Source organism: Planctomicrobium aquicomposti (genome assembly GCF_051466325.1).
Lineage (GTDB): Bacteria > Planctomycetota > Planctomycetia > Planctomycetales > Planctomycetaceae > Planctomicrobium.
The window spans coordinates 857,599-878,789 of sequence record NZ_CP195792.1 but is presented as its reverse complement, the minus strand read 5'-3'; the positions used below and the strand labels follow the sequence as shown (position 1 = coordinate 878,789).

At 59.3% G+C, this 21,191-nt stretch carries 15 protein-coding genes; 8 read left to right on the top strand and 7 right to left on the bottom strand.

What is annotated here, in order from left to right:
- Window positions 1–6 precede the first annotated feature (6 nt).
- Window positions 7–1,335, bottom strand: a complete 1,329-nt coding sequence (locus tag SH664x_RS03370) for a DUF1501 domain-containing protein (protein ID WP_437205052.1) — start codon at window positions 1,333–1,335, stop codon at window positions 7–9.
- Window positions 1,336–2,758: 1,423 nt separating this feature from the next.
- Here SH664x_RS03370 and SH664x_RS03365 point away from each other — a divergent pair.
- Together SH664x_RS03365 and SH664x_RS03360 are read left to right on the top strand one after the other, a co-directional pair.
- A complete protein-coding gene (locus SH664x_RS03365; RefSeq protein ID WP_437205050.1) occupies window positions 2,759–3,691 on the top strand; it encodes a YybH family protein in 933 nt (310 codons plus the stop codon).
- 50 nt (window positions 3,692–3,741) lie between these two features.
- A complete protein-coding gene (locus SH664x_RS03360) occupies window positions 3,742–5,544 on the top strand; it encodes a tetratricopeptide repeat protein (protein WP_437205049.1) in 1,803 nt (600 codons plus the stop codon).
- A gap of 65 nt (window positions 5,545–5,609) precedes the next feature.
- Here SH664x_RS03360 and SH664x_RS03355 read toward each other — a convergent pair whose 3' ends face one another.
- The 4 genes from SH664x_RS03355 to SH664x_RS03340 all read right to left on the bottom strand — a co-directional run bounded on the left by SH664x_RS03355 (window position 5,610) and on the right by SH664x_RS03340 (window position 10,691).
- Window positions 5,610–6,188 (bottom strand): metallophosphoesterase, encoded by a 579-nt coding sequence (locus SH664x_RS03355; protein ID WP_437205048.1) that lies wholly within the window; start codon window positions 6,186–6,188, stop codon window positions 5,610–5,612.
- A gap of 192 nt (window positions 6,189–6,380) precedes the next feature.
- The gene (locus SH664x_RS03350; RefSeq protein ID WP_437205047.1) at window positions 6,381–8,255 is read right to left on the bottom strand and encodes an ArnT family glycosyltransferase; all 1,875 of its coding nucleotides are present in this window, start codon (window positions 8,253–8,255) and stop codon (window positions 6,381–6,383) included.
- Window positions 8,256–8,457: 202 nt separating this feature from the next.
- Window positions 8,458–9,099 (bottom strand): hypothetical protein, encoded by a 642-nt coding sequence (locus SH664x_RS03345; RefSeq protein WP_437205045.1) that lies wholly within the window; start codon window positions 9,097–9,099, stop codon window positions 8,458–8,460.
- A 146-nt stretch (window positions 9,100–9,245) separates the two neighbouring features.
- Complete coding sequence (locus SH664x_RS03340) at window positions 9,246–10,691, bottom strand: acyltransferase family protein (protein WP_437205043.1); 1,446 nt, start codon at window positions 10,689–10,691, stop codon at window positions 9,246–9,248.
- Window positions 10,692–11,074: 383 nt separating this feature from the next.
- On the opposite strand from SH664x_RS03340, the gene SH664x_RS03335 reads away from it, so the two are divergent.
- The 5 genes from SH664x_RS03335 (at window position 11,075) to SH664x_RS03315 (ending at window position 18,203) form a co-directional block, all read left to right on the top strand.
- Window positions 11,075–13,342, top strand: coding sequence for a tetratricopeptide repeat protein (locus tag SH664x_RS03335; RefSeq protein ID WP_437205041.1), 2,268 nt, complete (start codon window positions 11,075–11,077; stop codon window positions 13,340–13,342).
- A gap of 454 nt (window positions 13,343–13,796) precedes the next feature.
- Complete coding sequence (locus SH664x_RS03330) at window positions 13,797–14,552, top strand: YebC/PmpR family DNA-binding transcriptional regulator (RefSeq protein ID WP_437205040.1); 756 nt, start codon at window positions 13,797–13,799, stop codon at window positions 14,550–14,552.
- 645 nt (window positions 14,553–15,197) lie between these two features.
- The gene (locus SH664x_RS03325; RefSeq protein WP_437205038.1) at window positions 15,198–15,635 is read left to right on the top strand and encodes an ArsR/SmtB family transcription factor; all 438 of its coding nucleotides are present in this window, start codon (window positions 15,198–15,200) and stop codon (window positions 15,633–15,635) included.
- Window positions 15,636–15,796: 161 nt separating this feature from the next.
- Entirely contained in the window at window positions 15,797–17,179 is a 1,383-nt protein-coding gene (locus tag SH664x_RS03320) for a 3-keto-disaccharide hydrolase (RefSeq protein WP_437205036.1), read from the top strand.
- A gap of 55 nt (window positions 17,180–17,234) precedes the next feature.
- On the top strand, window positions 17,235–18,203 hold the full coding sequence (locus tag SH664x_RS03315; protein WP_437205035.1) for a GGDEF domain-containing protein: 969 nt from the start codon (window positions 17,235–17,237) through the stop codon (window positions 18,201–18,203).
- Here SH664x_RS03315 and nadD read toward each other — a convergent pair.
- The gene (nadD, locus tag SH664x_RS03310; protein WP_437205033.1) at window positions 18,194–18,793 is read right to left on the bottom strand and encodes a nicotinate-nucleotide adenylyltransferase; all 600 of its coding nucleotides are present in this window, start codon (window positions 18,791–18,793) and stop codon (window positions 18,194–18,196) included. The genes SH664x_RS03315 and nadD overlap by 10 nt on opposite strands.
- Before the next feature lie 224 nt (window positions 18,794–19,017).
- On the opposite strand from nadD, the gene SH664x_RS03305 reads away from it, so the two are divergent.
- The gene (locus tag SH664x_RS03305; RefSeq protein ID WP_437205031.1) at window positions 19,018–19,962 is read left to right on the top strand and encodes a DUF58 domain-containing protein; all 945 of its coding nucleotides are present in this window, start codon (window positions 19,018–19,020) and stop codon (window positions 19,960–19,962) included.
- 9 nt (window positions 19,963–19,971) lie between these two features.
- Here SH664x_RS03305 and SH664x_RS03300 read toward each other — a convergent pair whose 3' ends face one another.
- Entirely contained in the window at window positions 19,972–21,102 is a 1,131-nt protein-coding gene (locus tag SH664x_RS03300; protein WP_437205029.1) for a prolipoprotein diacylglyceryl transferase, read from the bottom strand.
- Window positions 21,103–21,191 lie beyond the last annotated feature (89 nt).

The window sequence follows — 21,191 nt, the reverse complement described above, 5'->3', positions numbered from 1 at the left end:
TTAACGTCAGGCCAGCAGTTCTTTGACGACTTCCCCGCCGTCGATGATTTCGATCGGGCGTCCACCGGGCGCCATGAGTTCTTTGTCCGCCACGATCCCCAGCGTGTGGTAGATCGTGGTGAACAGATTTTCGACGGACATCAGATCTTGGTCGACTTCGCTGGCTGTCGAGTTGGAGGAACCGTAAACCAGTCCCTTCTTCAAGCCACCTCCGGCGAGGGCCACGCTGAACACTTTCGGCCAGTGGTCGCGACCGGCGGTCGTATTGATCTTGGGTGATCGTCCAAATTCCGATGAGACAATGACCAGGGTTTCGTCCAGCAGCCCCCGTTCTTCGAGATCGAGAATGAGGCGACTGTAGGCCTGGTCGAATGCGGGAGTCTGATTCCGCATTCCCCGGACGATATTGTCGTGCATGTCCCATCCGCCGTAGGTGAGATTCACCAGCCGGACACCGGCTTCGACCAGTCGGCGGGCCAGCAGCATGCGAGCCCCGGCCGTATTCCGCCCGTAGGCATCACGCAGCGCAGCGGGCTCTTTCCCCAGATCGAAGGCCGCCCGGGCCGAAGGAGAGGTCACCAGCTTGTAGGCCGATTCATAGAAGCTGTCCATCGCGTCCAGGTGGGCCGACTCTTCCCGTTGACGGAAGTAGGAGTTGACCGCCTCGAGTGCGGATCGACGTGTGGCGAAGCGACTGTCGTCGACCGACTTGGGAAGTTCGAGATCCTGCACCACGAAGCCATCGGTTGCCGGGTCGGCCCCCAACGAAAACGGCGCGAATGCCGAACTCAGATAGCCGCTCCCCGCATAGGGAGTCGACTGACGGGGAATGCAGACATACGGCGGAAGATCATTCCGCGAGCCGAACTGCTGGCTCACGATTGAACCGATCGACGGATAGTCGATCGCGGGGCTCGGCTTGTAACCGGTGTACATGTCATGCACACCCCGTTCGTGATCGGCTTCACCATGCGACATCGAGCGAATCACACAGATCTTGTCGGCAATGGCTGCGGTTTTCGGAAGCAGTTCGCCAAAGCGGACCCCGGGGATCTTGGTCGCGATGTTTCCCATCTCGCCGCGATATTCGATCGGAGCAAACGGCTTGGGATCGAATGACTCCTGTTGCGGCAGGCCCCCCGGGAGAAAGATGTGAATGACCGACTTCGCGGTTCCCTGGAAGTTGGCGTAGTCCTTGAGATCGGCCCGCGCCTGACGGGCGAGCAGCTGCGGGAGAGTCAGTCCCGTTCCGGCAAGAATACCGGCCTGTAAAAACCCGCGACGGGAGAGGCGGTTGAAGAAGTTCGGGGAACAGTTGGAAGGTGAGTGAACCATGAAGGTGCCTCCGGGATTGGGGGACGGTGTGGTTCAGTCATGCACAGGCCCGTGCGAGGCGAGTCGATTAAGGCGGGAGGAGATGCGGGATCTCCGATTTTGGGCGGGCAGGCATGTCTGGGGCTAGGACTGCGGTTGATTCAGTTTCATTGAAGAGACGTGAACACCTCTGAACGTCACGTTCAGTTCAACTTGAGACTACGAAGGTTCGCCGCTTCGGTCAATCAATTCCCGGCAAAACTTGCCGATGTTTTTCTGATCCTCCTTTCTGGGCAAAACCGGAATTGACAACGAGACCGAATCGGACTGGAACCGAACTGAATCCTTCTGTTCATCGGACCACTGTGGAAGCCGAATGCGGACATGTCCGGGAGCCTGCAGAATTTTTCGCAGATTGCACTCACTCAGCGTTAAATCCGCGGTTCTTCCCACGTTTGGCACCACATCCCTTCAAGGCCTTCCCTGTCCCCACGCGTCCACAGGAGGCTTTCCCCTCGCTTCCGTGAGAGCAACCCTTCGTCAGATGTCAGTTCCTCCTCAGCAGAATGCTCTGCGGACGCCTGGGAAGTGCTGAACCACTCGTTGAGTTCACACAGACCACAGCGCAAGCGGATCTCCGCATCTCCCGACCCGTGGAGCCGCCTCCGCACGCATTCCCGGGATCAGCCGCCGCGAAACCTCACCCGGGCGTTTCAATAATCCGCAGAAGAGGGATGTATCGCGATGCCCGCCTGTGCGAGTGGCAACGATCAACCACATCAGCCGGAATCTGCGGTGGAAGGCAGGCTCGGACAAGGGGTTTGACGCAGGAAGTCTGTTGCAGATTCATCCAATTTCCGGCAGGCGGTGCCTTAATATGCTATGGTCACTGAAGGAAGGATCGACTTTCGAGACGGCCACAGCTGCCCGCGTTGAACGGGTGGAGCAAGCCGTGATCAATGCCACTGGCAACCGTCGGAAATGATTCCGGCGAATGAAATCTGGTTGCAGCGAGTCGTGAGGGACGTTCCTGCCGAAAGGGGCGGGAGCATTCCAGAAGCGGGTGGTCCTCAGACCAGTCGACAACGGGCAACCGAGCGATGCTCAGCAACCAGATCGGGCAGGAACGGATTCTCTGGAGCGTGCCGTTCAGACAACAGGGCTGTTGGACCACCCGGAGTGGTGATCTGCACGGGCTGGCGAATGTTCTGTTCTTCACGACGAACAGACAGAACGCATTGAGACACGAACTCGCACAAGGCAGCCTCCGGAGCCAGGCGGTTTCACCACCCCGATCGGGACACGTGTTGACGGAGCGCAAGCCTTGATTGCCGGAACCGTCAATGTGGCCTCCCGGTCGAGCCAAGTCAGGCCGGACAATGGCCAGCAGTATTTCCCACGAATCGTGACATCATCTTCGTCCATCTTCTCAGCGGAAACATCTATGGACATTACGAGTTGGCGACGCATGTTTTTTCCGATGCTGGCTGCGTGCGGCATCGCAATCGGACTCACCACACTGGGAGACTCGGCCACTCCCGCCAGCCCGGACGAACAGGCGATCCGATCGGCAACGGAGGCATACGAAAAGGCCTACAACGCCGGCGATGCCAAAGCCCTGAGCGCCCTGTTCTCGGAGTCAGCCCGACTGATTACCGGCGAAGGGGAAGTCTTCGAAGGTCGCGAAGCCATCGAGAACCTGTTTACAACGCTGTTTCAACAGGTCTCGGGAAGCAAGGTCGACATCCAGATTCGAGGCATCGAGCTGCTCGATCCCAACGTCGCCATTGAAGAGGGACTGTCGATCCTCACTCAACCCGATCAGGGGGGATCCGAAAAGAGCGGCTACGCAGCCGTGCATGTCAAAGAAGGGAATCAGTGGCTGATCAAGATTGCCCGTGACTGGCCGGCTCTCCGGACGACGCCGGAAGACCATCTGGCACAGCTGAGCTGGCTGATTGGCGACTGGGTCGATGAAAGTCCGGCCTCGCTCGTCACTTCTTCTTACAAGTGGAGTGAGAACAGGAATTTCATTCTGGGTGAGTCGACAGTGCAGATTGCCGGAAAAACGGTGATGACGATTTCGCAGCGGATCGGCTGGGATGCATCGTCGCGGACGCTCCGATCGTGGGTGTTTGATTCCCGCGGCGGATTCGCGGAAGGAACCTGGAGTCGTTCCGGAGATGGGTTCACTGCCACGATGCTCGGTGTGAATCCCGAAGGGGAACGGACGACGGCGGTCAACACGTTCCGCCGGATCTCCCCCGATCTGTGCTCGTTTGAGTCGCGCAGCCGCACCGTGGGGGGCAAAACTTTGCCTGATCTGCAGGCGGCTGCCATGGCGCGGAAGCCGCTTCCATTGAAGTCGGTCCAGTAAACCAGCACGCGTCTCATTCTCTCATTCAGTTTTCAGCGCAGGAGCGATTCATGAAATTCCCGGTCAGGTCTGCGGTTTTGTTGCTTTGCTGTTTACCCTGGGTGGCTTCTTCCGTGGAAGCCGGCCGGTTTGGGGGCGGTGGCATGGGCCGCAGCATGGGTGGAGGTGGCGGTTTTGGCGGCGGCATGGGTGGTCGCAGCATGGGTGGAGGCGGCGGCTTTGGCGGCGGCATGGGTGGCCGCAGCATGGGTGGGGGCGGTGGATTTGGCGGCGGCAGTCCGAGTGGTGGGAGCCGTGACTTTGGTGGAGGAAGCTTCGGTGGAGGTGGTGGCCGTGACTTCGGAGGCGGAAGCTTCGGTGGGGGCAGCCGCGATTTTGGAGGAGGGGCCGATCGGGGAGGATTTGGCGCGGGGGATCGGGGCCCTGGAGGTGACAGCTCTGGCGGCATTGGCGGTCGCGACGGCTTTGGAGGAGGGGGGCGCGACTTTGGCGGCCTGGGACAAGGTCAGTTTGGCGAGGAGGGTCACCGGACTCCCGCCGTGAACAACCCCTTCGAAGGGGGAGGCGCCGGCAAGGGGGCCAACCAGTGGGGCTTCGGTGCAGGAGGAAAGAACCCGTTTGAAGGGGACCGAACCAACATCGGCGACCGAACCAACATCGGTGATCGAACCAACAACATCGGCGACCGCAACAACATCGCAAATCGGGACAACTTCAACCACGACAACATCAACGTCAACAACTTCGACCACGGTCCGTTTCACGACGGCAACTGGTACCACGGCGACTGGCACAACAACTGGAACGGTCACTGGTACGGCCATCCCTGGGGTTGGGGCTGGGGAACCGGCTGGGGATGGGGCGCCGGATTCGTCACCGGTGCGGCACTCGCTTCGCCTTACACGTGGGGCTATTGGCCTTACAGCAACCCGTTCTACGTCTCTGGCGGTTATGCCACAACCCCGTACATCGACTACTCGCAGCCACTCATTGTGAACAACTACACGGATGGCGGCTCCGGTGGTTCACAGCAGTCGATCGCTGACAACTCATCGACGTCGCCGCAGGTTCAGCAGGCCGAACAGCTGTTTGCCAAGGCACGGGAAGCATTCAAGGCGAACAACTACACAGCTGCTCTCAAGTCGACCGACGAAGCGATCAAACTGGCGCCGAACGAAATCGTGCTGCACCAGTTCCGTGGTCTGGCACAGTTCGCACTGGGGAAATATGACGATGCCGCAGCCACAGATTATGCCGTCCTCTCGGCTGGCCCCGGCTGGGACTGGACGACGATGATCGGCCTGTACGGAAGCTCCGACACCTATTATGGGCAGGTCAAGAAATTGATTGCTTACGTCGGTCAAAATCCCGATAACGCGGCCGGTCACTTCGTTCTGGCGTATCAGTACCTGACTGCCGGCCAGCATGATGATGCGGTAACCGAGCTGCAGCAGATGCTGCGGCTGAAACCGGGCGATGCCCTCACGACTCAGCTGCTGACCTCGCTCGGAGCAATCCAGCCTCCGGCGACGCCTGCACCCGCTGGAAACGGAACCGCAGCCCCGATTGCGGCAGGCAGCCTGGCCGGTAACTGGTCGGCCCAGCGCAGCGATGGATCGACATTCGCCCTGTCCCTGAAGCCGGATAATACCTTCAGCTGGAAGGTGACGCAGCAGGGGAAATCACAGACGATGTCAGGAACCTACACGCTGGCGAACGACTACCTGATCCTGAAGCAGAACGAAAACTCGCAGCTGGTCGGCGAAGTTTCTCCGCAGGGAGCAAACCAGTTCACCTTCCGTCTGGCGGGCGACAACCCGGCTGATCCGGGCCTGCAGTTCACCAAGGGTTGATTCGAGTCTCTCCTCTCGACCTCGGCGTCCGTGACAATGGTCAATCCCTTCCACAGGGTTGCCGGTCACGGACGTTTTTGTTTGTTCAACGCCTGAGCGGCATTCCCGGCGGCACGCTGACGGCGATCCTCATTCCAGCTGGGCAGGGGAAGCGACACATCGAGAGGGACAATCTCCACCTGCCGCGTGTCGGTCTCGAGCAATGCCACGGTCGGCTGGCCGAACGTCCATCCCGATGTTTCCCCCGGATTGATCAGCAGCCGGCCCTGCTCATCCTGCTTGACTGCCGGACGATGAGTATGGCCACAAATCGCCATGTCATAGTCCTCCTGCAGTCCGGCGAGCTGACGTTCCATGTGCACCAGAACCACACGTGTTCCATCGGATAACGTATACAAGGCAGGTGCTTCCTGAATCTGGCCGACCAGACGCAGTCCACCGACGAGGCCGATTTTGTTTCCTTCGTTATCGCCGAAGCAGCCATAGAACGGGCACTTCAGTTGCCGCAAAGGTGGGACGGCAAATGTGGAGACCAGATCACCCGCAAAGAGTACGCACGCGCACTCGCGGTCATTGAAGACCTTTACCGCCCGGCGAATGTTGTCGAGGTGATCGTGAGTGTCTGCAAAGATTCCGACGCGCATCTTCGTCGTTGACCTGAAAAAAAATGAACCGGAATGGAGCCCTGTCGACGGGCGATTTGCCTCAAGCCCTGAAAAAGTGGCGTCGTTTCAGCAACCGGAATGCCCAACGAATCGCGCGTGCTTGCTGGGCACTCAGTCACCAGCGGTCCGGTTCTCGTCTCCATCCGCAAGCGGTGGCCACAACAACTTCTGCTACGGACTGCTGAATGTCTTCTGTGCGGCATCGTAAATCAGAACGTCCCGGTCCGGAAAGAGTTTTTGATAACGTTCCAGGTGCGCGCGGTCATTTAACCGCAGGAAGACCACCTGCTCCTCCAGTTGAGGCCGGTTCAAGATGAAGTCGATATGGCGGTCCGCCGGATCGGGAATGACAAACAGCGCCACCGGCTTTGTTCCCCGCCGCTCGTTGAATTGCTGCCAGAATTGCGTATAGCGATCGCGGGAGAACTTCACTTCAGCCACTCCTTGAGGCAATCGTCCCGGCCAGAGCGGCACCACCGTTCGCAGGTTCACAATCACCGCGAGCAGAATCATTCCCCGCCACCACCAGACGAGACCTCCCTGATTGCTCGCCCGCCAGGTGGTAATCAATCGGAACGAAGACTCTGCAAACAGCAGGATCCACAGCGGGGCTGTCTCGTAGACATAGTGCCAGCCCATGATCCCTTCGAACCAGTACGGGATGTGCACAAGATGCAGACTGAAGATGCTGGCAAAGATCAGCAGCCAGCGGGTTGATCCCGCGTGGGGAGACAACAGGACTACGAGGCTCCCCAGCAGCAGCGGGACAATGCCCATCGACCAGCGGAGACTGCTTTCACTGCGCACCAGCACGTTGCGGGCGGCCAGCTCCGGAGTCAGGTTTTCGGCCCAGCGGTCATAGTTCTCGATCACTTTCGGCCCGAGATGCTGTTCGCCGATCGTGACATTGTTGAATCCATAGCGGTGCCGCGGGGTATAGACGTCGGTGTAGAGCTGATACGGCGACTTCCAGGCGGAGCCGGTCACCTGCTGGTTGTAGAACAGCATGCAGCCGATTCCCGCCACGAGCGGCAATCCCAGCAGCACCGCCCGCAACGAACGTCGGACCAGCGTTGTCGAAGGAGGCAAACCGTCAAATCTCGGCTTGCCGGTCAGCCACCACGAGGCGAACACAATCCCAAACGGAAGCCCGAAGCCGGCAGCCGTCATCGGACGGCAGAGCATGGCGAACGACAGACCGACGCCGGCGATCCATGTCATCAGCAGGCTGTTCGTTCGCTGCCAGCGGAGAAACGCGAGCAGAAAGACCATCAGCCCCAGCAAGGTCGGCTGGTGGGAAAGAAGCAGACTGCTGAACAGTAAGGGGCCGGGGGCCAGAGCATACAACCCGGAGGCCAGCAGCCCGACCCGGTTGCTGGAGAGCTCGCGACCGATCCAGAAAATCAGCAGGGCGATCAGCGCGTGGGCCAGACGTTGTCCCAGCCAGGGATCACCGAGATCCACGAACGGTGCCAGCCAGGCTCCCGTTCCGGGAAAGTAGCGGCTGGCGGCAGTCCCTTCATTGAGGACATGAATCTGATCGAACAGCTCCGGAGCTTCCGGAAATGCTGGGTTGGTGAAGCGTCTCTGCAGGAACGTCTCCGCCTGATAAAGATAGCTGAATTCATCATGATAGGCGGGGGCGTATTGTCCCGGAGCGGCGGGGGGAGCGAATCGCTGAGCGACATCACTGCTCATCCACAGCGCGGTGCAGAACAGCAGCACACTCGCGATCAGGTTGCCGAGCCACCCTCCCGATTGACCAGCCGAGCGCTTCAGCCAGTACTGCCAGTTCGAGTCAAACTTTCTGCGAACCCGGATCGGCAGCTTCAGGCCGATCAATGGTCCCAGCAGCAGCCAGGGAATGAAGGGCAGCCAATCCCCCTGCCCGCACAGCCAGCTGGAGAGCGAGGAGAGCCGTGCGGCCGGCGTCATCCAGCGGGGGATTTCGCAAACCACAGCCAGACCTGTCACCAGCAGCCAGACACACAGCTGAACCCGATATGAGACGGGCAGCAGATTCGAAGGTGCCGGACGATCGTTCACGGACTGCCTCAAGAGTTGCGGAATACCGATCTGGTATTCGCAGCATCTTGATGGTTGAGACACCCCCTGTCTAATGATCAGGCGGTTTCCCCAGCTTCAGCATTCCAATTGAAACCGATCCATTGCAAACGTGCTGCGAATCGCACTTCATTCGCGGCGAATCAATGCAATTCCCGCACCAATGCACAGCAGCGATGAGCTGTCAGTAGCGCTGCCAGCGCTGTGTGGACTTCTCGGAGTCAATCGACTCCAGCACCATCAGTCGAGGTTCGACTTTCATAATCCGATACGACTTACTGTTGCCAAAGTCCTTGATGAGCTTGTCGACATTTGCCTTGGGCTCTCCGGACGTAATGGTGTGGGTGAGCACATCCTGATCGAGTTTCCACGCCAGCTGCAGCGTCATCGCAGAGCCATACATCAGACTCGAAACAAAATCGAGCTTCACCTGCATCGTGGCGGTGCCATCGTCGCGAACTTCAATGTCCCGGAAGATGCTTTCATTCAGCTGCCAGCGCCCGACCAGCTGGTCTCGCAGCAGGGAGACGGTCGGTTGTGACGGCGCTTCAGCAGAGCTCTGCGCAGAGGGTGGACCGGGAGTCACCGGTTCTGATGGCCCGGCGGCTGCCGGCGGTGCAACCGGCTTGTCCGGGTCGTCCACATCGACGACAACGACACAGTCGGGCTTGTCGGTTGTCGACAGATCTGAACCGGGATCGGTCGGCTTGGCGGAGATGTTTGTCAGCCAGATGCCGACAAGCAGTGCCACGACGGTGGCCAGTATCAGCTGAGCGTCAACAGACAGACGGGAGCGTGGGGGTGTCGATTGAGGAGCGGGTTGCACTGGGATTCCATCCTCCGGCAGTCGGGATCTTCGACCCTCGTGGTCGCAGCCGCTGAGCCATCTCCGGCTCATGCTCCTCTCATCTTAGAATGAGCAGGAAAATCACGCTATCACATTTTTCAGCGGCAGATTCAGGCCGCCAGGTCTCAGATGCGTACGAAAATCTTCTGCCGAAACAGCCAGTAACAGAGGAGCCACAGCACCAGCGCCACCGACACCCCATTCACCACCGGTTCGAAAGCCTGATGCAGGGTGTGCCCCGCCTGTTCCGGGGGAATCTGCAGGCCGTCCAGCCAGTGAAACATCCGGTTGCACAACGAGAGCAGTCCATCGATCGCCCAATGGAAATGCCGATTGACATTGGCCACGATCCACGACGCCAGAGTTTCACCCAGCACGTACACCAGCAGAGAGTTCATGCCCACGACGACCAGTGGAAAAGCCAGCCACTTCAGACGGAACAGGTCAAAGAACAGATAGAACAGGGCCAACATGCCGATCACGTAACCCCCGCTGAACAACACCCACGCGGGAGTCCAGATCCTTTTCACAATCGGACAACAAGTCGCCCCCGCCACAACTCCCAATCCCCAGCACACCAATGCCCCCAGCAGCAGGTAGCAGAACTTGCGAGACGGCTCCACGCTCGACATCAGCAGTTGTCCGCAGAGCAGGCCGAGCAGCATCGTGGCCATCGAGGGGACAAAGTTGAGCGTCTGGTACCCACCCCGGTTGAATCGAAACGGTTTCTCGTCCTGCGGTCGGGGAAACCGGTTCAGCAGCCAGACATCAAAGGCATGAAACGCATTTCCGTTCTTCGACCACTGGGCGTAAGGGGGCTCGTAGATTTCACCCCGTTTGTAACTGGCACCCACGTCTGCCGGGACGTAGTTCCCCTGTGGCGAATAATGCAGAAAAGCCCACGTCCCCGCGAGGATCACTACAAGGGCTCCCCATTGCACCCACTGAGGCCGATTCAGCAACAGCGTCACGAAAAAGTAACCGAGCCCGATCTGGGCCAGCACATTGGGAAAGATCCACTGGGTCGACGAACTTCCCAAGGAATACAGAAACACCCCCAGCAGGATGAGGACCACAGACCGGATCGCAGCATGCAGCGTCTGCCGCCAGCGGGACTCTCCCCCCTCCGACCGCCGCCGATAGGAAAAGGGCATTGCAGCGCCGACCATGAACATGAATGCGGGCTGAATCAGATCCCAGAAGGAGACCGCCCAATGCTTCCACGGAGAACCTTCGCGGGGGTCATTCGAACCGGGAACGAAGCTGCTCTGGTAAGGAGGATGCTCAAAATGGGAGCCGATTTTCCGAATCGCGCCGCGATCGACGATCTTCCAGACCAAACTGTCTTGCGGACTGCGAGCCAACTGCCCCAGACCAAACCCATGCGCAGCCAGCACCAACATGATAAACCCGCGGAATGCATCCAGCGACCGCAACCGCTCGACGGGCTGCCGAACGGCTGTCTTTGTAGAAACGACAGGAGCAGCGGGAGAGGACGGGGCGGAATTTTCAGGGGGACGGGGCTTCGCCGGCCGTGGAGTCGGTGGTTCTTCGCGGATTTTGTAAGACATTGCGGGGCCTTCAATCGGGTGCCGAAGGTGTGCAGTCGAACAGGGGGTTGGCTCCCCGCATTCCGGAAATCGGGTGCAGGAGACTCGCCGGCCTCGTCCACTCCCCCTCCAGAAGGTCAGGACGAATTCCCCTATTTGCGCCCCGCTTCGCCTACACCGGGATGCCATGAAGCGGGAAACGCGGTCTGTTTTATCAGGTTTCGGGATTGGTCGGGAGCAATTTCATCCATTATGATGACCGACAGACTGCTGGAGCTGAAGGCTTTTCCGTATCGAGGGCAGGGGACCATTCCTCACACGAATGCATCACCCTCCTGCCTGCTCCGCCGAATCGGAATCGAATGCTCCTGGGGCGTTGCACGGATGGACTGAGGAGGTTGCTGATGAAGTTGCCCAAGTGCCCGGGATTAATCTGTGGACTGTCTGCCTGCCTCTGGCTGGGGGGACTGGCTCCTCACGTTGCAGACGGGAACGAGACTCCTCCGCCGACAGCGAAACCCAGCCGGCTGCAGGGGCTGCAGATTCAACCGGGTGATGAGCCGCTGCAGACGTTTCAGCCCCGCGAGTCCGAAGCGGCAAACTCCGCCAACAAAAAAGAGGCCCTGGCCCGTTACATGACGGGACGAGTGCTGCAGGAACGGGGCGATTTCGATGCCGCGCTGAAAGCCTATCAGGCAGCGATCGGCATCGACCCGACCGCCATCGACGCCTACAGCTCCGCTCTCGCCATTCTGCTGCAGAAGGGGAAAGTTGAAGAGGCCCGCACGCTGGCCATGAGCGCCGCTGAAAACAACGAAGCGGGCTTCCAACTGATTCTCGCGATGTCCGAGATTTTCGTCCGGCAGGATCAGATGAACAAATCGATCCAGCTCCTGCAGGATGCGCTGGCTTCAAAAGGCCTGAAGCCCGGATCCGTCTATGAACTGTTCCTGCACCGCGATCTGGGCGCGCTCTACGGGCATGCCAACAATCCCCAGAAAGCGGCGGAAGAGTACCGGATCGTGTTTGACGCGGTCACCGGCGACACACTGCCCGAAGAGGTCCGCAAAAAAGTCCTGGCCGATCCCGGCAAACTCTTCGACGAATTTGGCGATGCGTTTCTCAAAGCGTCTCAGCCGGAACTGGCTCTGAAGGCCTTTGCCGAAGCCTCCAAATATCGCGAAGCGAAGCCCGGACTGCACAGTTACAACCTGGCGACCGTGTTCCGCCAGACCGGCAACTCGGCCAAAGCCCTGGAAGAACTGCAGGGTTATTTTGACGCCCAGCTGCAATCCCGCGGTCGACTGGCTTATGAACTCCTGAAGGACCTGCTGAAGGAATCCGGCCAAGAATCGGAACTGATTCCCCGACTGGAGAAAATGCAGGAGAAGGATACGCACAACGACGTGCTCCGCTATTTTCTCGCAGATGAATTGCTCGCTGCAGGTCAGCTGGACCGGGCAGCCGCCCTCTACACACATGGCCGATCCAACGTCACCGACCCCCGGGCACTGATCGGCATGCTGTCGATCCACCGCCAGCAGAAGAATTACGAGAAGCTGCTGACCGTCCTGACAAAGTCCTTCCAGACAATTCCGCGCGGCGAGGGAGCGGCGGTGCAACAGCTGCCTCCCGATATTCGCGTGATCGCGGAAGGTTTTGAACGCGAACTGGCGGCACTGCTCGGCGATGAAGCCACCTTTACCGGACTGCTCAATCTGGCTCGTGCCCAGAAGACCGGTGACGATGCCAAACTCGAATTCGCACAGGCCTATCTCCTCGGCAAGCTGTCCATCGAAGCCGAGCGGACAGCCGAGGCAATCGAGTTCTATCGACTCGCCATTTCCATGAAGAATGATCCGCCCTCCGCCCTGTACCGGGAATTGACCCAGTACCTGCTGTTCGACACGGAACAGTACGCCGAGGCCCAAAGCATTCTGGAAGAGGCGATCAAACATGAATCGAACAGCCTGCAACGCGACAAGTGGCTGTTCCTCTCTTACCTCTCACAGGCTCAGGAACTGCAGGGGCATACCGATGAGGCTGTTCAGTCGATTCAGTCCGCACAGCAGCTGAACCCGAGTCTCCCCAACCTGCAGTTTCAGGAAGGGTGGATCTACTACCACGCCCATCGCTGGGACGACGCCCTGAAGGCGTTCAACGACGTCATCCGCGACTACGCCAGCGATCGGGAAATGGTGCAGCGGTGCCGGTTCATGGTCTCCAGTATTTACGTTGAGAAAGGAGACCTGCCCAAAGGGGAAGAGGTCCTCGAAGCGGTTCTGAAGGAAGACCCGGATAACATCCAGGCCAACAACGACCTCGGTTACCTGTGGGCCGACAACAACAAGAATCTGGAGCGGGCCCGTTCCATGATCCAGAAGGCCCTCTCGAAGGAACCCGAGAATCCTGCTTACCTCGACAGCATGGGATGGGTCCTTTATCGCCTCGGCGACTTCAAGGGTGCAGTCGAGTATCTGGAAAAGGCTGTCTCTCACGATAAGGGGAAAGACAGCACGATCTACGATCATCTCGGCGACAGCCTGCTGAAGCTGGACCGGCAGAAGGAGGCGGTGGAGTTCTGGAAAAAAAGCCTTGAGATTGAGGAAAAGAAAAAGAATCCCAGCGAGAAGCTGCAGAAGTCACTCAAGGAAAAGCTGAAAGAGGCCTGAAGCCACCGGAGCCGAAAGCGGGGTCGACTCGCCCCCCCTCGCGACGCGATCGCCCCGTTTGAGCTGTTCCTGAGTCACTCGAGCAGTCTGTGTGGGAGTCCTGGCGTGTACCAGCCCCCAGTCGATGGCCACGGCAGGTTAACGGGGATGACAGGGGTGCTGGAGGCGGACGCTTGTGCTACTCCGGGGAGTTGAAGTCCCTCTCGGTTGCACGGATCGCGTGGGTGACGCCCCCCCCGGAGCGTGCAGCTCCCGGCTGTCGAGAAGCCCCTTTTTCCCGAGTAGGATTGCCCTCGACCGGGGAAAACCGCCAGAATCAGCCCCTCTCGAAGATCGGAGAACTCTCTGTCCCGCGGCGACCGTCATTTCCAGCCGGACCTCGGACCGCACGCAGGAGGGCAATTCAGCCGCTCTGGTCCCCATTACCATCAGAATTTTTGAGAACGCGACAAGCATGGCAGGACATTCCCACTGGGCGAATATCGCTCACAAAAAAGGCCGGATGGACAAAAAGAAGGGTGCCCTTTTCGGGAAGCTGAGCCGCGCCATCATCGTGGCTGCCCGGAACCGGGGAGGCGACCCCGCCATGAATCTGGCGCTCCGCTATGCCATCGACAAGGCCCGTAAAAACAGCATGCCCAAGGACAACATCGACCGCGCCATCAAGAAGGGGTGCGGCGAGCTGGGGGCTGTCGATTACTCCGAAATCACCTACGAAGGGTACGGGCCCGCCGGGGTCGCAGTCTTGTGCGATGCTCTCACAGAAAACCGCAATCGTACCGGTGGCGAAGTCCGCAAAACCTTCGAAGTCCACGGAGGGAACCTCGGAGCAACCGGCTGCGTTTCCTGGATGTTCGAACGGAAGGGGATGTTCACGGTCTCCACCACTGCCATTGCGGAAGAAAAACTGTTCGAAATTGCGCTGGAGGCCGGTGCCGATGATGTCCGGCAGGTGGGGGATCTGTTCGAAGTCACCTGTGCCGTTGATGCGTTTCAGCAACTGTCGGAGGCGCTGGAGTCTCAAAAGATCCCCACTGAAACCGCCGAGTTCACACGGATCCCCAGCAATGTCGTGGAGTTAGGTCTGGAGGAGGGGCGTCAGGTTCTGCAGCTGCTGGAAGCACTGGAAGAGAACGAGGACGTCCAGTCGGTGACGGCGAACTTCAGTATCCCGGACGAGATCATGGCGCAGCTGGCTGAGGAAAGCTGAGTCGACGGGGTTGCCAAAAAAGACGGCGATTGTGCCATGATTCTGGACACAAACTGACGATATTCCGGGCGGGGTTATATACAGAGCCGGATGTTGATGAAAGTTTTTCAGAACACTTGGGCGCGGGAGGAACCCCTCGGCCGGGCACCCCATATATGCCGCAAGTCAATATTTTCAAATATCTTACCGCATCCGAGAACATCGATTCTGATTTATGAGTAATTGATGAAGTCGCATAAGAAGTAATTGACGACTTATTGGTTGGCCTGCATAATGCAATGGCTTTGGTTCGGTGTCGCTGGCGAGTTGTCCAGCCTCAGGTCTCGTCGAAATCGTCAGAGAACCTGTCAGTAGCCCGCGTGGGTGCCTACTGAGACCTTGGCTGCCGATAGCCGAATCGTGCGATGCTCGAATCGCCGGTCCAGATAGGGAGGTGTGGCGTTTCCGAAATTGATGGTTGCCTAGCAACCTCAAGACGGATGCGCCGGGCAATCTCTCGAAATCGAAAGATCAGTCGAGAACGGCAGAAGGATTGCTAGTAAATCCAATAGTGGATTGTGACCGGTTCCAGGATGTCTTTCCCAGGCATTGCTCATCGAAACAGTCGTGTGCGGTGCGCACACATTTTTGACCATAGGAAGAGATATGATTACGCAAATTCCCCAGACCGCTTCCCGTCAGGTGGAAGCTCCCGCCGCTCCTGAAGCAGAAACACGCGTCCCGGAACTCTCCCAGAAGCTGGAAAAGGATCTCGTTCAGGTCTTCAAGCTGCTGGCCGATGAAACCCGCCTGAAGATCCTCTTTTTCCTGGGTCGCGAAAAGGAACTGCACGTCTCCGCTCTGTGTGAGCGTCTGGGACAGAGCCAGCCCGCTGTCAGCCATCACTTGGCACTCCTCCGCGTTGCCGGTCTCATCGAACCGCGTCGCGACGGCAAGCACAACTTCTACTCCATTCAGCAGGGTCGCTTCCACGAACTGATGGGCGAACTGTTCACCAGCTTCACCGAAGATTCCAACTCCAACGAACTGCGGTTCGAAGATTTCATCTTCCGTCACAACCGTGAAGAAGAAGCGGGCGCGTAATCGCTGTCTCCCGTCGGAAATTCAAAAACCCGTCTCCTCACCGAGGCGGGTTTTTTGTTTTCAAGTCTTCCCGCTCCTTCGCCCTCATCATTCCGCATTGCGCCGCTCACTTGCTAGCATGACGTGCGGTCCGATTCGAATCACAGTGGAGGAATAGCGGGATGCAGCGACCATTGATCTGTCTGGGGCTGGCGATCATGCTGGGAGTCTCCGGGTGTAAACGCCCGATTGCCAGTGAGGAGAAGACGGCCCACTCCGAGCAGCAACAGCCCGCTGCCGGAACGCCGGACAATGCTCCGGAAGCCCAAAAGGAAGCAACGCCAGTGGCCAACAAAGAGGCCTCTGCTGCCACCAAAGAGAAGAGTTCCGCAACCGGGCCCGTCATTGATCCTCCCGGCACGCCTGCAAATCCAGCAGACCGCTTTCTCTCCAAGGCGGAACAGGCCGAGGGCTGGATCTGCCTGTTCGATGGCAGCTCGCTGTTCGGCTGGACTCCCGACAAAAAAGACGTCAACTGGAGCGTGGAAGACGGCGTGCTGAAAGCCGACACCGGCTCGAACGGCTTGCTGCTGACCGACGTTCCCTTCTCCGATTTCGAACTGGTCTGTGAATACCGGATGGCTGCCGGCGGCAACAGCGGCGTCTTCCTGCGCAGCATTCCCGATCCGGTGGAGATTCCCCCTGACTGCTACGAGGTCAACATCGCTGACACCCAGCCGAACGGCTACCTCACCTGCAGCCTCGTGAATCAGGCCAAGACCGAATCTCCGATTCTGGGCTCAGGCGACTGGCACACGATCCGGGTGGTGGCCGATGGCCCCCACATTGTGGTCGACTTCGATGGCAAGCAGGTTCTCGACTACACCGATCCGGCACCGAACGCACCGAAGACCGGCAAGATCGGTCTGCAGAAGAATTCCGGGCTGATCGAGTTCCGCAAAGTCGTGCTGAAGCCAAAGGGCTTGAATCCGCTGCTCTCCGGCGAATCGCTCGAAGGCTGGAGGATCGTTCCGGGCGGCAAGGGAGAAGTGAAAAACGCCAATGGTGCCGTCCGCATGACCGGTGGTCCGGTGTTCCTTGAGACCGAAGCGGTGTTCCAGGATTTCATCCTGCAGGGACAAGCCCAGACTCACGCCGCCAACGTCAACAGCGGATACTTTTTCCGTGCCATGCCTGGCACCGAGAAAGCCCCTTCCAATGGCTATGAAATGCAAATCGACAACAGCATCAAAGATGGGAACCGCAACGTCCCGGCGAACGCCGGAACCGGTGCGATCTTCCGCCGTGTCGAAGCCCGTCGCGTTGTGACCAATGACCTCGAATGGGTCACCACCACACTTATCGCTGCCGGACCCCGCATGATGGCCTGGGTCGATGGCTATCCCGTGGTGGATTGGGAAGACACCCGCGCCGCCGACGAAAATCCGCGAAAGGGATTGCGACTGGACGCCGGCCACATCAGCCTGCAGGGGCACGATCCGACATCGGACATTTCGTTCCGCGAACTGAAGATTCTCGAACTGCCCGACCGGGTCGCCCCCTGATTGACAGGACCCGGTTCCTCACTCGTTTCAGGTCAGGAGGGCTTCCGGAGACTGCATGGAATCACCGCTGCAGTCTCCCTTCGCCATACAGATGAAATCGTCGTTTCTCCTCAACCTACGTCAGAACTGGAAGCAGCTTGTTCTCGCGGAGCTGCTCTCTTCCACACGGGATCAGGACCTGATGCCGTTTCGTCCGCGGATGCTGTGGGTGCTGGCAATTGCCGTCATCACCGCCCTCTTCGGCAGCTTCAATATGCCGTTACTGGCAGTGGCCTGCTGCCTGTGGCCAGTGCGACGCATTGGCTCCTCTCTGGGAGTCGCCGGACCCATCTTCTGCGGACTGGCAGCCCTGGCCGGATTTCTTTTGCCGTGGATCACCTATCTCGTCGTCAAGTCCCCGGTGCATCTCGCACAGGATGCGGCGGGGGCGGTCATCGTCTTCGCCTTTGCACGGCTGAGCCGCCGCGAATCACGCGCGGTCGAACGGGCTCGTATTGCCGCCGGAACCGACACGTTGACCGGCCTGATCAATCGGAAAGGATTCCTCGATCGGCTCCTGGCCGAGACCGAACGCTCGCAGCGGCACAAGACTTCGCTGGCCATCGCTTACCTCGATTGCGACACCTTCAAGCAGTACAACGACACTCACGGTCATCTCGCGGGCGACCAGTTTCTGATTCAAGCCGCGAGCATCATGCGAGGAGCCGTACGGCCTTACGACAGTATCGGCCGACTGGGAGGGGACGAGTTCGCAGTCCTCTATCCGGCGGTCGACGCGGAAGAAGCGGAGCAGTTGGCGATTGAGCTGCGTGATGCGCTCGCTGCGCAGAATCGTCAGCCCGAGCATCAGATCACCTGGACCTGCGGTCTGGCTGTCTTTTCAGCGGCGCGCAAGGCCGAAGAGATGCTCGACCATGCCGACAAGCTGATGCTGGCGGGTAAACGGTCCTCCCGGGGAGGAGTGCGGATTCAGGTCTTTCACGGCGGACTCTTTTCGCACCCGGCCCCGCCCGTTCAGCGCTGATAGAGTCGATGTTGCTGCAGGTACATTTCGACGGAGCGGGGCGTCAGATAACGGACACTCTGGCCGGTCTCGCAGCGGTGACGAATGTCGGAAGCCGAAATCCCGATCAGCGGCATGTCGATCGTCTGAATGCGCTCGACTGCCTCATTCCCCAGTGCTGCGATCACGTTTGCCGGGTCGGGCACTCCACGGCCCCGATTGACGGCCACCACCTTCGCCAGCTGCAGGATCTGCTGCGGTTCCTTCCACGTGAGGAAATCACCGAGTGAATCGGCCCCCATCAGCAGGAACAGTTCGTGTTCCGGATGGCGGGTGTGAATTTCCCGCAGCGTGTCGACGGTGTAGCTGACCTGCCGGCGTTTCACTTCCAGATCGCTGACGCGGAACTGCGGATGGCCGGCGATGGCGAACTTCACCATTTCCAGACGGGCAGCGGGCGGCGTGGCCGCCAGTCCTTCCTTGTGCGGGGAGACGAAGGTCGGGACGAACCAGACTTCATCCAGCTGACAGGCCTCGCGCGCGGTCTCCGCGAGAATGAGATGAGCGAGATGAATGGGATCGAAAGTGCCGCCGAAAATGCCGAGTCTCATACGTTCAATCTGCTTCCAGGGACCAGGGAATGGGCGCATCATATCGCCCGGTCCGCTCACAGTGCGACCGCAGCCTCCTCTCTACTCGTGGAATCGGCCGACTGGTACGATAGCGGTGGCTCTGCGTGACGGCCTGGGATTTTTCCTGACGATCGTCAACGCCGGAGAAGAACGACACAGGTCGGGTTCCGCAGCAGTGGTGTCACGCTCAAAGGGTTGCACGCATGTCGACAGCTTCTTCAGCGACAACAGCCGGCGCCGGTTACCCGCCCCCCTCGTGGATCGATCCGGTGGCGCTCATGCAGATCAAGTCGCTGGAGTTGCGGGCTCGCTCAGTGGTAGAGGGCTTTCTCACCGGCCTGCATCGCAGTCCGTATCACGGGTTCTCCGTCGAATTCACTGAATACCGGCAGTATGTGTCGGGGGATGATCCCCGCTATCTCGACTGGCGTCTCTTCGCACGCAGCGACCGGTACTACGTCAAACGCTTTGAAGACGAAACCAATCTCCGCTGTCATCTGCTGGTCGACAACAGCCGCTCCATGTCGTACGGCTCGCTGCCGTATTCCAAAGCGGATTACACGAAAACGCTGGCCGCGACACTGGCCTACTTCCTGAATGGCCAGCGCGATGCCGTGGGCCTGTTCCGTGTTTCTGAAACTGTCGATGAGTACATTCCTCCCCGTTATCGACCGGGACATCTGCGACGGATTCTCGGATCTCTCGATCTGCAGCCGGAAGGAAAATCGAGCGGAATCGTGGCTGCTCTCGAGCAGGCCGCCGAACGGATCCGCAAACGCGGGCTCTTTATCGTCATCTCCGATTTTCTGACGCCACTGGAGGGGTTGGAAACGCAGCTGAACTATCTGCGATCCGGCCGAAACGAAGTCGCGGTGTTCCAGATTCTCGATCCGGCCGAACTCGATTTTCCTTTTCAGGAAGCGACGTTGTTTGTCGATGCCGAGACCGGACGGGAGATCTATGTCGATCCCGTTTCGGCAAAAGCCGAGTACCAGTCGCGGTTGCAAAAGCACCTCGCCGAGATGGCGGAATGCTGCGAGCGGCGAGGAATTTACCGCTTGTTGCTGACGACCGACACCCCGCTGGAGCGGGCGCTGCTCGACTTCATCCGCACCCATCTGCAGGTGACGCAGTCCCACCGTCGCTGAACGGCCATCCTATCGCGACAGGGGAACGGCCGGTGACGAGACGTCCGACGCAGCAGGCAACTGCTCGGCAGGACTCCTGCGTGCAGCTGCCCATTTGCCCCGCAGCGGGCCGATCGCCATCAACACCAGGCCGCACAGCAGAATGCCGATGCTGTACAGCTGCGAGATGGTGAGGCCCGTGCCGAACTGCCCCATTTCATCTGCACGCAGAAACTCGATCTGGATGCGTGTGAGGGGATAGAGAATGCAGCCCAGCGCCAGCACATCGCCCGGGTAGCGGCGATACCAGTAATAGATCCCGGTCACGATCGCGAGGATAAAGCCATCAATCGAGCTGTAGATCTGGGTTGGATGCAACGGAATCGTGGCCGGTGCATTGGGATCGATAAATCCTCGCTCGGCGAGAATCCCGAAGGTGACGCTTCCATGCGGAAACGTGATGGCCCACGGAAGATCGCAGCGGTCCCCGAAGCAGCACCCGTTCAGCAGGCAGCCGATGCGGCCAAAGCCGATCCCGATGAAGATTCCGGGAATCAGAATATCGGCGAATTCCATCGACGAGATTTTGCGGTACCAGCAGAACGCGAAGAAGCCGGCGGCTCCGCCCACTAGTGCTCCGATCAGCACCAATCCCCCTTCCGAAAGATTGATCGCTGCCATGAACGCCTGCCACGGATTACGGACGTTGGCAAACACCCGCCCACCATATTGAATCAGAAAGGCGAGTCGACCCCCTGCCACGCCGGACACCAGCAGCCAGAACGCGGAGTCCATGACCAGTTCCGGATTGAAGCCGACCTGTTTGGCGCGGTGATAAGAAAAGGCCATCGCCGACAGGAAGCCGATCAACACCATCAGCCCATAGCCGAACACCGGAACTGATTGCGGTACTGACAGAAACCGGGGCGCCAGGGTCAATGCCAACAGGCCTCCCCCCCAGGTCAGCGCGGTGGAGGGTGCCGCGTAAATCTCCCGATGCCCCCGCACGACGTGGTACAGGTAATAGACCACTGCTGCGATCAGGCAGACCCACCCCGCTCCGAAGAACGGGTCGCCCGGAACGGCCTCCGTCCAACCGCTCCACGGTTGTTGCAGCCAGATTCGAAAGAGGACCTGTCGCATCGAACGCAATCCAGACATGCGATGGCCACCGGCCTGAGCCGGCACCACCTGTTTTTTGTTTCTGTCCTTCCTGTCGACTGCCAATCGGGCTGTTCGTGCCGACAGGA

Coding starts and splice junctions, on each gene's coding strand:
- SH664x_RS03370 (WP_437205052.1), bottom strand. CDS start 1,335: ATGGTTCACTCACCTTCCAACTGTTCCCCGAACTTCTTCAACCGCCTC.
- SH664x_RS03365 (WP_437205050.1), top strand. CDS start 2,759: ATGGACATTACGAGTTGGCGACGCATGTTTTTTCCGATGCTGGCTGCG.
- SH664x_RS03360 (WP_437205049.1), top strand. CDS start 3,742: ATGAAATTCCCGGTCAGGTCTGCGGTTTTGTTGCTTTGCTGTTTACCC.
- SH664x_RS03355 (WP_437205048.1), bottom strand. CDS start 6,188: ATGCGCGTCGGAATCTTTGCAGACACTCACGATCACCTCGACAACATT.
- SH664x_RS03340 (WP_437205043.1), bottom strand. CDS start 10,691: ATGTCTTACAAAATCCGCGAAGAACCACCGACTCCACGGCCGGCGAAG.
- SH664x_RS03335 (WP_437205041.1), top strand. CDS start 11,075: ATGAAGTTGCCCAAGTGCCCGGGATTAATCTGTGGACTGTCTGCCTGC.
- SH664x_RS03330 (WP_437205040.1), top strand. CDS start 13,797: ATGGCAGGACATTCCCACTGGGCGAATATCGCTCACAAAAAAGGCCGG.
- SH664x_RS03325 (WP_437205038.1), top strand. CDS start 15,198: ATGATTACGCAAATTCCCCAGACCGCTTCCCGTCAGGTGGAAGCTCCC.
- SH664x_RS03320 (WP_437205036.1), top strand. CDS start 15,797: ATGCAGCGACCATTGATCTGTCTGGGGCTGGCGATCATGCTGGGAGTC.
- SH664x_RS03315 (WP_437205035.1), top strand. CDS start 17,235: ATGGAATCACCGCTGCAGTCTCCCTTCGCCATACAGATGAAATCGTCG.
- nadD (WP_437205033.1), bottom strand. CDS start 18,793: ATGAGACTCGGCATTTTCGGCGGCACTTTCGATCCCATTCATCTCGCT.
- SH664x_RS03305 (WP_437205031.1), top strand. CDS start 19,018: ATGTCGACAGCTTCTTCAGCGACAACAGCCGGCGCCGGTTACCCGCCC.
- SH664x_RS03300 (WP_437205029.1), bottom strand. CDS start 21,102: ATGTCTGGATTGCGTTCGATGCGACAGGTCCTCTTTCGAATCTGGCTG.